Source organism: Metabacillus arenae (assembly GCF_014773385.1).
Classification (GTDB): Bacteria; Bacillota; Bacilli; order Bacillales; family Bacillaceae; genus Metabacillus_D; species Metabacillus_D arenae.
Map to the genome: position 1 here is coordinate 86,329 of NZ_JACXAI010000002.1, position 13,761 is coordinate 100,089.

General features: G+C 31.5%; 10 protein-coding genes. 4 read left to right on the forward strand and 6 right to left on the reverse strand.

What is annotated here, in order from left to right; genetic code table 11:
- Positions 1-9: 9 nt before the first annotated feature.
- On the reverse strand, positions 10-1,191 hold the full coding sequence (locus tag IC621_RS01955) for a hypothetical protein (protein WP_191155211.1): 1,182 nt from the start codon (positions 1,189-1,191) through the stop codon (positions 10-12).
- A gap of 240 nt (positions 1,192-1,431) precedes the next feature.
- Between IC621_RS01955 and IC621_RS01960 the strand changes: the two genes are divergently transcribed.
- Together IC621_RS01960 and IC621_RS01965 are read left to right on the forward strand one after the other, a co-directional pair.
- Entirely contained in the window at positions 1,432-2,313 is an 882-nt protein-coding gene (locus IC621_RS01960) for a glycosyltransferase family 2 protein (protein ID WP_191155212.1), read from the forward strand.
- An 80-nt stretch (positions 2,314-2,393) separates the two neighbouring features.
- On the forward strand, positions 2,394-3,218 hold the full coding sequence (locus tag IC621_RS01965; RefSeq protein ID WP_191155213.1) for a glycosyltransferase family 2 protein: 825 nt from the start codon (positions 2,394-2,396) through the stop codon (positions 3,216-3,218).
- Between the two features lie 248 nt (positions 3,219-3,466).
- Here IC621_RS01965 and IC621_RS01970 read toward each other — a convergent pair whose 3' ends face one another.
- From IC621_RS01970 to IC621_RS01985, 4 genes are all read right to left on the reverse strand, one after another.
- Positions 3,467-4,087, reverse strand: a complete 621-nt coding sequence (locus tag IC621_RS01970; RefSeq protein ID WP_191155214.1) for a CmcI family methyltransferase — start codon at positions 4,085-4,087, stop codon at positions 3,467-3,469.
- 210 nt (positions 4,088-4,297) lie between these two features.
- Entirely contained in the window at positions 4,298-4,999 is a 702-nt protein-coding gene (locus tag IC621_RS01975; RefSeq protein WP_191155215.1) for a class I SAM-dependent methyltransferase, read from the reverse strand.
- 150 nt (positions 5,000-5,149) lie between these two features.
- Entirely contained in the window at positions 5,150-5,956 is an 807-nt protein-coding gene (locus IC621_RS01980; protein ID WP_224752266.1) for a glycosyltransferase family 2 protein, read from the reverse strand.
- A gap of 37 nt (positions 5,957-5,993) precedes the next feature.
- Positions 5,994-7,586, reverse strand: a complete 1,593-nt coding sequence (locus tag IC621_RS01985) for a glycosyltransferase family protein (protein WP_191155217.1) — start codon at positions 7,584-7,586, stop codon at positions 5,994-5,996.
- 261 nt (positions 7,587-7,847) lie between these two features.
- Between IC621_RS01985 and IC621_RS01990 the strand changes: the two genes are divergently transcribed.
- Positions 7,848-8,981, forward strand: a complete 1,134-nt coding sequence (locus IC621_RS01990; RefSeq protein WP_191155218.1) for a glycosyltransferase family 61 protein — start codon at positions 7,848-7,850, stop codon at positions 8,979-8,981.
- Positions 8,982-9,334: 353 nt separating this feature from the next.
- Complete coding sequence (locus tag IC621_RS01995) at positions 9,335-9,970, forward strand: polyamine aminopropyltransferase (protein ID WP_191155219.1); 636 nt, start codon at positions 9,335-9,337, stop codon at positions 9,968-9,970.
- Between the two features lie 485 nt (positions 9,971-10,455).
- Here IC621_RS01995 and IC621_RS02000 read toward each other — a convergent pair whose 3' ends face one another.
- Positions 10,456-13,743: a glycosyltransferase gene (locus IC621_RS02000; protein ID WP_191155220.1), complete on the reverse strand. Its 3,288-nt coding sequence runs from the start codon at positions 13,741-13,743 to the stop codon at positions 10,456-10,458.
- Positions 13,744-13,761 lie beyond the last annotated feature (18 nt).

Sequence of the window (13,761 nt, forward strand, 5' to 3'; positions counted from 1 at the left end):
CTATATTAATTAAAATGACATGATAATTTTGTTATTAGAAGCAAAAGATAAATTTTGCTCCTGAAAAAGAACAAAGCCTTCTACAATAATTGTTTTTTTTCTATCGAGCTTTTCAAAATTAATATGGAATTGCCTTAAGCCCTCTGTTTCATTCGGAGCAATAGTTAAATATTGTATAGGCTGAATCCAATACTCTCCTTTTCCCATCCCCTTCTCCAGCCAATCTTCTCCAACATATTGCCACCCGTACGAACCTTCTGATCCTTGAACCGCTAAAACATCCACCATACTAGGCGGCAAAATTTGCCCCCCAAAATCTGCTTTATCACCAGGAGTAATCCGAATCCCAATCGTTGGGTTTATTAAATCAACATTCCCACTGTTTTTGATAATAAGCGAGCCAATAATGGTATATTTTTCGTTATTGGATTGAGGTTTAACAGTATAATCGAAATATACTTCTGCTGTTTCCATTTTTTTAGGTTTAGGATCCGATTTTATTTCTGTTTCCTTTTTAGGAATCTCTTTTACTTTCTGAACATGGTCATTTTTTAATTGTATAAGTTCATTTATTTTTCTTGGATGAACTTCTAATTCGTGGTCACCCAAAATAGATCGAATGATTCCATAAGATAAATAAAGAGCAAATTCTTCTATAAACTTCTTTTCATCAATCAGGTAATCAGCAGGAAAATAAGCAATGCAATCGAGAAATGGAGCAGTTACTTCATCAAATTCATCACTATGGCTTAACTTAATAATATAAGGGGTATGTTCTCCATTGAAACAATTCTGAATTTCCTTTTTTTCAATCTTATTATTATAAACAAAACCGGTAAACAATGAAGATGTATCTTTCCTTCTTAAAATCTTAATTCGTATGAAAAGGGAGACCGGATTTTCATATTTTATATGTTGCTCTTTTTTTAGAATGACAGAATTAATTCCTGCTTCTTCCAGAAAGGATTGTAGAAGTTTGGCTGTTTCTTTTTCATCTATAGTTATGCTTTCATCTTCAGAGACAATCACCACATTTTTTTGAAAAAATACAGAAGATAGCTCAAGCTCCTTCTCGGAATGATTCCATCTCACTTCAAAACCCATTTGTTTTGCAGCTATCACGGTCTTGGGTACCTCAAAGAATGAAATAGTACCCCTTTTTTCACCATTATAAATGACATTGATCTCCATTTTATCACCTAAATTCGTCATTTTTCATACGAGCTTTATTCAATAAGTTCAAGCGAGTGGAAATTAAAAAATACCACCACTAAAATAGTATGAAATATCCATTATTTTATGACGCTTCCTTTATTGAAGATTCAGTTCAAAGAAAAATCATATTTAACACGAAACAATCTATCTCTGTCATACAATATTTCAATAAAAGGTCTCTTCTTTAAATTCTCAATAAAAAGGTGAGTACAGCGAATGCATGAAAAAAAAACCACTGTTTCAATTATCTTTCCAGCAAAGAATGAAGGGCAAAATGTAAAGACAACCTTAGACTCTTTGTTTACAGCGAGATCCAAAACTCCTTTTGATGTCATAGTTGTTGATGATGGGTCAACTGATGGTTGTTGTGATTTTTTAAGTGATTATATGATGAAAGACAAAGTCACATTGATTCGCACTAAAGGGGTAGGTCCATCAAAGGCTCGTAACCTAGGCGCTGAAAATTCTGCTGCCGATTACTTAATATTCTGTGATGCCCATTTACTATTTGAAGATTTATGGATTGAAAGGTTAATGGAACCACTAGTATCTGGAAAAGCCAATGCTGTAACTCCAGGGATTGCACCAATTGAAGATCCAACGAATGTAGGATATGGTATGACACTCAGCCCCAGCCTCAAAGTGGTGTGGAATCGAAAAAAACATACCATATTTGAAACAGCCATTTTACCTGGCGGTTGTTGCATAATTCCAAAAAAAATTTTTAATGATGTAGGTGGTTTCGAAACGGGATTCGCAACTTGGGGGCATGAAGATGTCGAAATTTCAATTAAACTTTGGCTGTTTGGTTATCGTTGCGTCGTTCAGCCCTCTGTTAAAATCCTGCATCTGTTTCGGAAGGCTCATCCATATCAAGTAAACCAAGAGGATATTGACTACAACTTTATAAGAATGGCTTACTTGCATTTTGGATATGAAAGAATACAAAAAACAAGAACTCTTCTTGCTCATCGACATGCAGACAAAATTGAAAGACGTGTCCTCCAAGATGGAGCACAATTTAAGAGAACCGCCTATTTTAAAAAGAGGAAGTTTAGCGATGATTGGTTTTTCAAAAAGTTTAAAATCTCATTTTAAAATCACATAGCCAGCCACTTTTATCTACTGGCTGGCTCTACATAATACTTAATCAAAACGTATCAGAAAGGTGAAGATTTATGAAAAAGAGAAAAAAACGCAATCAGCCGCCCCTAACCTCTATTATCATTCTAACTCATAACAGTCTCGCTTACACAAAGGAATGTATATCAAGTATTTTTCAATACACAAATGAACCTTTTGAATTAATCCTTATAGACAATGGTTCTACTGATGGTACCCTTTCCTATTTAACAAAACTGCCTAATGCAAAGGTAATTGCTAATCAAATCAATCGAGGATTCGCTGGAGGATGCAATCAAGGTTTAAAACTTGCTGCAGGTACTAATATTGTTCTACTTAATAATGATACAGTTGTTACAGAAGGCTGGCTGTCACATCTTCTCTGGTGGCTTCGGCATAATGATCAAATTGGAATAGTTGGTCCACGCTCCAATTTTGTTCTTGCTCAGCAAGCGATCTCTCAAGTCCCGTACAAAACAATCGATGAAATGAAAGCATTCGCAAAAGAATGGGCAAAAAAACACAACAAGCAGGGCTATGAAACTGATCAACTTAGCGGTTTCTGTATGGTATTTAAAAAAAGTCTGATCGAAAAAATCGGAGGATTAGATGAACGTTTTTCTCCCGGTTATTACGAAGACACCGACTTCTGTATTCGAGCGCAAATCAGTGGTAAAAAGCTCTGGGTTGCAAGCGATGTATTTATCCATCATTATGGAAGCAGCAGTTTTAAAAAGAATAAAGAACAACATGAAAAGATTGTTAATGAAAGTTACAGTAAATTTGTGAATAAATGGAATGTTAAAAACCTCCATCAGCTTGCTCAAGTTGTGAAGCGTGAAAAGCCTTTCAACTCCATTCGCCATTATGTTCCTTATTGAATATGACGTAATTCGTGTTGATATAGTTGAGAATTTAGCAATTTCAATCGGTATATTTGTCAATTTTTAATAAGCTATTTATTCTTTTTTTCATCAAATGTATTCTTATTCATTAAGAAAAAATTTCTTTATTAATTTTTGTTAAATGATGATTAGGAACCCTTTTCTAAAAAATTATTCCATAAACGTTTTTGTAATGCTAAATTAGTAGAAGAATGCAGAGATTTAGACAGCATTTAGATTACTTTTTATTTAATCTTTTTTAAATATCCGTTGGGGTTAAAGGTTAGGATAAATTTTTCACATGAATGATCTATGATAAATTGGTCATTTTTTGATAAAAATTCTTCAACAGCTTCTAATGGTCCATCGCCAAAATCCGGCAGGACTGGATTTCCATTTATATTAGTATCTTCTACAATTAAATAATTTCCTTTTGTCACAAATGTTTGATACATCTCTAATTCTTGCAATACATGAGACTTAGTATGATCAGAATCTAAAATTACCATAACTGATTCTTCTTTCTTAATTTTTTTCTGTATTTCCTTTTCTATTTGACTTGAAACACTTGAACCGATTAAAAACTCTATTCGTGGATGATTTATATGGTTTCCATTATCTTTAATATCAATTGTAATGATTTTACCCTTACCTATAAGCTCACATATGGATGCTAAATATAAACTAGTCCCTCCTAAATGTGTTCCGCATTCAATAATCCAATCGGGTTTTGTTTCATATATTATTTCTTGGTAAATCCATAAATCTAGTGGACACTTTAGGACATCACATCCCATCCATTTTGTATTTCCGCCCCACACACGACTTTCATAATAATACTTGTGAAATGAATTAAAAAGATCCATTTTAAAGAAACTAAACCTCCTTAACTATTATTAAAATTTCAAACTAAACAATTAATATTGTTGTGTCTGCCAAATTGCTAATAATCCTCCTAAGATTTTTTCCAAAGGAATTAACCTTACAATGAGCTGCCTAAAGTACTAATGTTATAGGCTATACAGTAGGTGAAGTTAGGATGATGCAGTATTAACATATAAAGCGAGTTATCTTTACTAATTATCCTCGTACGATTTAATAATTTTTTCCAATAAAATTTCGACCTTTTTATCGTTTATTAAAATTCCAAGGCCGCAATGAGGTTTTATTTTGTAAAACCTACAAATGATAGCCGATTCTTTTAAAAAGTCCTCAATAGCTGTCAATACCCCATTTTTTTCTCCACCTTCAAATATTGCATTATTTAATTTATAGTTAAATCCAATATTTTCCACCTCTCGCAATTTTGATTGCCCTTTTAAAATTCCCCTCTTCGCATAGGGTTTCTTAAACTCGGCTGGAATTGTTTCTGGAGAATAATACATGTCTCTTCTGGCATATGGCCACTCAACATCATGTAAAAAAACAATAGGAAATTTCCCATTTTTTTCAGCGTGTTTCTCTATTAATTTTAATTCATGGTAAACAGTATACCAATTATGGTCCCCATCGATTAAAACAGCATCATATTCCTTAATTTTCGGCAATGCTTTTAAACTAATATCCTTCATTAATTTAAAAACCTTATTCTGTTTTTCTAATGAAACATAATCGAAGGCAGGTGCAGGATCTATAGATACTAACTGCCCATCATTATTATTGCAGTATTCTAATAGCTTTAAGGTATTTGCACCAGTAGCAGATCCTATCTCTACAATCTTCTTTGCATTCGCTTCTTTTAAAATATGACTTATGACATCTTCCCAAAAATTTTTCATTCTGTCTCCTCCAAATTAGTGAGTTATTATCTGCTTATTTCATTCAATATTTTAATTTTTGAATAATATCAGTAAATGGTTATATAGACGTTCGTAATATTATACCGTTATTCGATCAAAAATAAATTAGTAATGATGAGGGTGAAAATATTAATGCCAGTTATCGGTAAGATTTTTAATTTCGGTTTCATGGTAACCAAATTTTAATAATGCAATTTTCTCTTTGGCAGTGAAAGTCGGCTTTCTCCTTCTCCAAGTTACAAAGTCCTCTTTTGTTAATCCATAAGCATAAATAACTTTATAAGCCCCATACAACAGGTCAGAGTGTTTTGTTCTCCCTAGATGTTCAGGTACATGTGATAGAATATAACCGGTCCTCATTCCCAATTGATTAGCTTTGTTTTTATAATATCCATCGATTCCATATAAGTCCTTATTGACCAGATTTGAATCAGAAAAATATTTCTTCCATATACTCTTCTTTAACATGACACAACCAAACACGACATAACTTTTATCAAAGTAAATATTATATTCTGGTTGTTGTATAATATGATTCTTATAATTTGGATTATTTTCCAATAACTTTCTAACACCTTGCCATACTAATGATACATAGGCTGTATCAGGAAAATCATTTAACGCTTTTGACATCACATCTATCCAATCATTTTTTGGAACAATAATATCGTCATCTAAAATGATTAGATATTCTCCTTTTGCTCGTTGCGCCCCATAATTAAAACCTGCAGCGTTTCCAATGTTACGCTGTGGATCCAAAACAGTTACTCTCGGGTGTTTCAATTTATTTAGATAGGTAGTCACTTCCTGATAAGGAGGGTGATTGTTCACTAAAATAATTTCTGTTCTAAAATCCGTTGATTGTATGGCTGCCTCAACACATTTCTTAACTAAAGGGAGTTTATTGTAACATCTTATAATTATTGAATAATCCAAAATAAATGACTCCTTTGTATTTTTGTAAAGGCTATTTTTACCTAAACACATTTTTTAATAATTCAGAAATTCGTTTCATAAAAGTATGTTGATCTAATGTTCTCTTAAATGCTCTGCTTGCGAAAAGCTCTCTTTCCTTAGAATTTGATAAATAATAATCAATCTTTTCCATCAATTCTTGAGGGGAACCATAAGTGGCTACCTCCTGACCTGGTAAATAGCCATTCGATAAACCTTGTCGTATATCTGTTAGTTGAAAAGCCTTGCATGCAGAAATTTCAAAAGTTCTTGGGTTAATTGAAATGGCTTTTATTTTTCTTTTATTATAGTTAATTGTTAAATCATCATGTGCTCGATGCATGTTTATAACAATCTTTGCACCATTGTAGTAGCTTGCTGTTTCTTCTGGTGATGCCCAAGTGTTTATGATTTTCTGTTGCAAAAGTTGATAATTTTTTAACCGATCCCAATATAGTCCTAATATTTTGACATTTTTATGGAGGAGATATCGAGCAATTGAATCGAAGAGATTTACACGATTCCAAAAAGCATTGCCAATAAATAGAATGTCGGATTGATAGTTTGCACTAACACTTTTAGGATGAAAAATATTTGGATCTGCTGCTAAGGGAAGATAATACACTTTCTTTGCACCGTGTGTTTGATAAATATGAACGCAATTTAGCTCCTGCGTAAAAACCACGTCAAAATTAGAAACATACCTTTTGGTAATATCAATATAATAAGGATCATCGGTTAACCATAATGCAGTTCTTACCCCCATTTTTTTCATTCTTTCAACCTGATCACAGCGTAAGTTGAAACCCGAAGTAAAAAAGAGTGCAAGATCTGGTTTCATTATCATTGCAATTTTGCTCATATCATCATTAGGAGTTGCTATCCAAACTTCTTTTACAATTTGTTTCAGGGAATGAATAATTGACTCTTCTAATGCCGTGTATGGGGCACCATTACCAGATTTTACGAACAAGACTTTCAAGTTATTTTTAAAAAGATCATTTTTTTGCAAAACCTTATTATTACGTTGAATTTGTGGTATTGAATCTGACTGAGGAAGTAAACTATATATTAATCCATGTTCTTTTTTTGTAATTTTTTTATTTATGTTTCCACTTATGTCTGATGAGGACCTCTCAATGTTCCATATACGAACATCACTAAGAAGGCCTTTATAATATCCATATGAGTTAAGTCCCCCTACTAAACCAGATGGATATACATTTTTTTTGGTACTTGTAAAACCCTTTTTCTTTAATTCCCCATTAATAAATAAGTGGGGTATTTTATTTTTCATTACGATCGCAATATGTGTCCATTCTGTTATGCTTGTGTGGTATACCAATAGAGCCGGAAAGTGATATTCACTATGCTCAAATACTATTACCCCATTTGTGCCAACAGATACACCTAGTCCAGCAGACTCTATGCTTTCTCCATGTCCCGGCCCTATGACAAATTTTTGACCTTGTGTTCCACTTATCCCTACTGACGATTCATTTGCGATTGTAATGGATGCTAATGGTTTAACCCAAAATTCATACGTGAATGTATTTTTAACATTTTTAAATAGAGGTTGAATATTTAGAATTCTTTTTCCATTTAAAAACATCGACTGCCTCTCCAAATAATAAACACCCCTAATCCTATTTAAATTGGTATTCATTTATCTACGCGATAAACTACAGAATCACTATTATTATATGCATAACTTAAATATAAGATTGGATTATGAATCTCTTTTTTTCCTTTTATTTGTCTGATTATTAACTTAATTTCTAATTATTCTCCTAAATGAATTGATCAAACTTTTGGGGGAACCTGATTATAAAAGGAACATATATTATAGTAGAAATTGTTACAGGAGGAATATATGGTTCACAAAAGTAATAATTTTAAATTAAGTAAATTAAAATTAGTAGATTATAAGGACATTTGTAATGAGTGTTTTGTTGGAAATAATAAGGTTAACAAATTTCAGGATAACACTTTGTATATCTTCAAAAGAGCTGAAAATACTAGGCTTAGTCCTCTCATTAATGTTTCCCAAGAGGTGAAATTACCTAATTCATTTACTAGTAAAGACTTTTATGTTGCTAGTATTAAAAATGGATTTTGTATGCAAAGACAAGTCATTCTGAAGGATAAAAAGTTTATATTACCTGATAGTTTTAGACGATATGAAACATTGGGATATGGACATTCTCAACTTCCTTATAATTTAATTGATAAAACCTTTGATACACTCGATATATCGAACATTAGGTCAGTAGCTGGAGAATATATTTTTTTAAGTGGTGAAGTTTCAAGTCATTTCGGTCACTTTTTATTAGAAGTAGTATCAAGATTATGGATTGCAAAGTATTTAGATTTAAAAAAATACAAATTTATTATGAATCCATTTGATAAATTTAAATGGCAACTTGATATTCTAAAAGCACTTGGAATAAGACAGGAACAAATCTATTATTTGGATAATCCTACAATTTTTGAAAGAGTGCTTATTCCTGTTCAAGCATTCGCATTAGAAAGGTTTTCTTCAACATTTGCAACAGATACATGGAATAAAATAGGTGCATACTACGACACAGGATTAGGTCCAGAAAAAATATATGTTTCAAGATCAAAAATTCAACATAAAAGAAGATTGCTAAACGAATTAGTTGTTGAAAAAATTTTTTCTTCACACGGTTTTAAAATTATCCATCCTCAAGAGCTGGAAATTAAAGATCAAATAAATACATTTAGAAACGCAAAGTTTATTGCAGGTCCTGCAGGCTCAGCTATGTATAACTGTATCTTTCAGAAGAATGCATCGAAAAAACTTATTATGGCACCTCCTAAATTTATCATACCTAATGATATATTAATAAATGGAAGTTCAAAATGTGAGTTAAATTACTTTATAGGTAAAAATGTGGGGAACGAGCCATCTGGAATGTTTGCTGATTGGATTGTTGACATTGACAAACTTTCAAAATTTATTAAAAAAAGTATTCTAAGATAATTAGGTCAAGTGCATTCTCAACTACTATATGCATTATTTATTATTAAAGATGATAATACTCCCTACTTCTTTATCATACTATGGTATTAATATAGATGGTTTTTCTTTATAAAATAATTTTTATTTTCCTAATATCCTTTTACCAACTAAAAAATTTGGATACTTTTACGGGGGAATACAGGCTCTGCTGTGTCATAAAGGCACTAACAGGAGCAGAAAACGAAGAGGTCAATGTGATTTGAGTAAAAATGAGAGTGAAAAAAAGAAATATAGCTTCACAAAATTTATAATTTTAGAATATAGATGTAAATAGCTAAAAAATATTTAATACACTAATTCATGGAGGTTTTATTTTGGATTCTTTGTTGAATAATTTAGATTCAATTGGTATAAAGTATGGTACTGACAAAAGCTCAAAAGGTCATAATTATCTTTCAACCTACGAATATTTTCTAAATTCTTATAGAAATAAACGTGCTGTCTTAATGGAGATTGGCGGAGGTGTCGGGGCATCAATTAAGATGTGGGAAGAGTATTTTCCGAAAAGTAAAATTATTTGTGTTGACATTAACCCTGATGTAAAAAAGTATGAATCAGATAGAATCTCGGTTGAAATTGGGGACATTTCTTCAAAAGAAGTAATTAAAAGATTACAAGCTAAATATCCTAAAGTCGATATCTTAATAGATGATGGCAGTCATCGCTGGGATCACCAAAGGATTGCATTTGAAAATTTATTTAAGATTGTTTCTCCCGGTGGATACTATATAGTTGAAGATTTGCATTCGAGTTATGAACCGAATTTCTCCGGTCTTGACAGTTTACCTTTCATTGAATATTTAAAAAATAGAATAGACTTTCATAATCTTAGAGGAGAGAATGGTTCAAATTATATTAAAAAAATGAATCCAGGAATTGTAGGATTAGAAAAACAAATTCATTTCTTAAGTTTTACTAGTAGAGCATGTATAATAAAAAAAAGAATCTAAAAGTGAACTTACCTATGAAATGAGACACATATAAAACACATATTAGGCTGCAATCATTCCAAATTATTTTGGTGTGAGGTAGCCTAATTTTTCTTTCCTCGTTATATTGTGGCATAAAGTCTTCATTTCTTTACAACGTTCAGATAATTAAATTTACAATACGGAAGGTTCTTCCGTTTTTAGAGCTGTGAGAGGGGACTATTTACGTATTCTCCAACCCAATAGTAATACAATTCTTTTTTCATTTGGATTTTCAGTAAATGCTTAATATACCGTGGGGGCATAATATTTACTTAAAAAGAAATCTGATTTAACTTGTTTATGTTTTTGCGGTATGCCTCTATTCTTTCACTTAACAAAAAAACTTGTAGATTTCCCGGCAAACAGGCTTTATCTACAAGCAGGATGGTCATATATTAAGACAGTATTTTCAAATTTGAATAAATATATTTATATAAGTTAATTGTTTTAAATGGGATCATGTTTTATATTAAATTATTCATCAAACCATCCCATTTTAACCTTAATTTATCACTATTTATTATCTTTTCTTCACTTCTGCTAGTTGAGGCTAATGTGACAGAGGATTCCGAACAGAAATATAAATCAAAACCATTTGCTCTAAGTGAAAAACTCAAATCTATGGCCATTTGCCTATTGTTAAACTTTGTATCAAATCCACCTACAATATTAAAAATATCTTTTTTTATTAATAAACAATTAGAAGAGACCGCGTCTACATAACTACTAGGCATACTTTTTTTTATTTCTTCAGCGCTCAAGAAAGATTTTTTCTCTTCATTAATATTAACTTTTATTCCTGAAGAATGAACTGTCTTATCTGGTAACAATATTTTAGGTACTACTGCTGAAGTCAAGGGGATTGTTAACAATTGTTTAACCATTTTCGAAAGCCAGTTTTTATTTTCGAATTCTATACCTTCATTTAAAAATAATAATAATTCTCCTTTTGCTGTTGCAGCTGCCTCATTATAAGCTTTAGAAATAAGGGCTGTATTTGAAACGCCTATTACTTTGATATTATTGTTATTATTACCAATTCTTTTGTTGTTTAGATTTTTTATAGTCTCATAATTGACAGAGGTACTAATAATTAATAGTTCATAATGTGAATAGCTGGTGTTTTTCATAAGATTTTCTAACCACTTTAAATAATGATCTTTTTTGTTAACGAAAATAATGATGCTTACTTTAGGAGGTTTAAAACGAAACTTATATTCTTGACAAAAGACCTCCCATTGCCTTAATGCATCTCCTATACAATCATAATCCAAAACTGTATTCAACGCATTCTTTTTTAATTCAAGTCTTTTTGAAGAATTGTTTATTATTTCCAATAACGTTCTTAAAGCACTTTCTTCATTTTTTGTATCAATCAATAGCGCATTTTGGTCATTTATAGCATATTCACTAGTGCCGCAATCTTTTGGTAAAATAGGTAAACAACCTGCAGCCATTGCCTCCAGTCCGGTTCTTCCAAAAGCTTGAAAAGTGGACATATCTAAGAAAATATCACAGTTACACATTAGATTAAATACACTTGGCTGGTCAAGTACACCATGTTTTATAATGGATCTATTAACGTTTAGATTTTTAAGTTCTCTGTTTTCACATCCAAAAATATGAATTTCTACCTTTGAATTTACTTCATTTAATAACCTTGTTAAAACTTTAATGGTTTTTTGGGGAGCTCTCCTGGGAGTACTTGGTCTAACCATAGCACATATTTTAATTGGAACTTTCTCCAATAGATTTGATATGTGAGGTTTATACATTGAAAGATCAAAACTTGGAGGGATCTTATATATATTAAAGTCTGGATGAAGTTCCCTAACAGTTTCAACCAAATAATCAGTTTTAGCTACTCCCACTATATCAGGTATGATTTCATAGGAATCTTTGGCAACCTTACATTCGTGACTATGCGGCTCATAAAACCAAGGTTCATAATCTTGAATAAAATATCCAGGTAACACTGGTTTGGTTGCTAGTTTAATAGCCTCCTGAACAAATTTAACAGATGAATTGTGTGTAGCAACTAAAATATCAAAGCTTGCTCCGATTTTTGGTATTTCTTCTGTTTTATTAAAAGTAATGATATATTTCTTCATCTCATTTATCTTATGGATAAACTTCAATTGCGAATTAGGAATGATAACAGACGCTTTTATACCTATATCATTTAAGCCTTTGACTAATTGTAAGACCGAAATGATCCCACCAGAAATCCCTGCTACTGGTAATACATAACCAATAGTTAAACTAATTGATTTAAAATGTTGAATTCTATATCGATGTGCATTTAAAGGATTATATTCTTGAAGAATTTTATTGTTTTTTCTTAATCTTTCTATATTGAAAATCTCAGTATAAACTTTATTGCTTTTATTTGATAATTCTTTTCTTCTTTCATGTGTAAAAGACTTTGATTTTGCATGATAAATATAGCAATTATCGACAATGCGAGTGTCAAAACCATTATCTTGAGCACGCAAGCAATATTCATTTTCTTCCCCATACCCTAGCGGGAATTTTTTCTCATCAAAATAACCAATTTTATTGATTACTTTTCTCTTGATCGCTAAACAAAAACCATTTAAATTAGGTAAGTATGGCCTTTTTCTTCCTGAAGTTTGTTTAACAAACTGAGACCATAATTGTACATTAAAAGGCGGTTCATGGATATCCCACTCAGTTGTCCCTGGTTTGAAAATTCTTGGGACACTTTGGTAACTTGCTGCATTTGAAAGTGGACTCACAATCCCGATTTTTTCCTCACTATCTAAGGCATCTATTAACTTATTTAACCAGCCCATCGAAACAATTGTATCACTATTCAAGATAACAACATTTCTAGATGAAGAGCTTTTTAATCCGATATTTACGGATTTAGTATAACCTATATTTTCTTTATTTTTAATTAATATTATTCCATCTAAGGACTGTAAATATTTTTTTGTCTCTGAATTACTGCCATCATCAATCAAAATCAATCTATGAGGTATGATTGTATTTTCCTTAATGCTTTCTATACACTTTTTTACGTGGTCTAAAGCATTATATACGCATATTATAATGTCAATTTTTTCAATTCTCATTTGATCAATCTGCTTATTTATCAAATGAATTTCCTTTTTAGGAAAACGATAGAAGCTATTTTTTTTCTCTAAAATTTTTGCTGTAGAACAAAGTAACCCTGGTTCATTACGAGCTATTTGACTAATTAAATGGTGTTTTATTTGCTTTTCCGTCCTTGCATGATTCCATATTCTTAAATTACCTACTTGGCCGATAAAATTTCCATAAGGTTCTAAACCACCAAAGATACCTGATGGATATACGTGTTGCTTAGGACTTCTTAATCCGGTTTTAATAAAATTTCCGTTTATATAGAGTGAAGGAGTTTTATCGTTATATACTATTGCGATGTGTGTAAATTTATTTATTTTAAATTGATATACTAAGGTTGCTGTCAAATAATTATTAGAATGTTCAAGGACGGTAATTCCATTTAAGCCAACTGATATTCCTGCTCCGGAATTCTTTCCATTCATCCCCCCATGTCCAGCTCCTATGACCCACCTTTGCCCATTTATACCGAAAGTTCCACTAATCGTTTCTGGTATAATTTTTATGTTTCCAGCGGGCTTTATCCAAAATTCATAAGTGAAAGAATTCTGTGCAGCAGAAAATAAATCTTTTACAATATATTGTTCTTTTCCATTAAACTCTAATATTTCATTAGTACTCACTGGCCCTTCACCTATCTT

What these genes read in the sequence shown, in the direction of transcription:
- IC621_RS01955 (WP_191155211.1), bottom strand. Translation starts at nt 1,191, where the DNA reads ATGGAGATCAATGTCATTTATAATGGTGAAAAAAGGGGTACTATTTCA.
- IC621_RS01990 (WP_191155218.1), top strand. Translation starts at nt 7,848, where the DNA reads ATGGTTCACAAAAGTAATAATTTTAAATTAAGTAAATTAAAATTAGTA.
- IC621_RS01985 (WP_191155217.1), bottom strand. Translation starts at nt 7,586, where the DNA reads ATGTTTTTAAATGGAAAAAGAATTCTAAATATTCAACCTCTATTTAAA.
- IC621_RS01960 (WP_191155212.1), top strand. Translation starts at nt 1,432, where the DNA reads ATGCATGAAAAAAAAACCACTGTTTCAATTATCTTTCCAGCAAAGAAT.
- IC621_RS01965 (WP_191155213.1), top strand. Translation starts at nt 2,394, where the DNA reads ATGAAAAAGAGAAAAAAACGCAATCAGCCGCCCCTAACCTCTATTATC.
- IC621_RS01970 (WP_191155214.1), bottom strand. Translation starts at nt 4,087, where the DNA reads ATGGATCTTTTTAATTCATTTCACAAGTATTATTATGAAAGTCGTGTG.
- IC621_RS01975 (WP_191155215.1), bottom strand. Translation starts at nt 4,999, where the DNA reads ATGAAAAATTTTTGGGAAGATGTCATAAGTCATATTTTAAAAGAAGCG.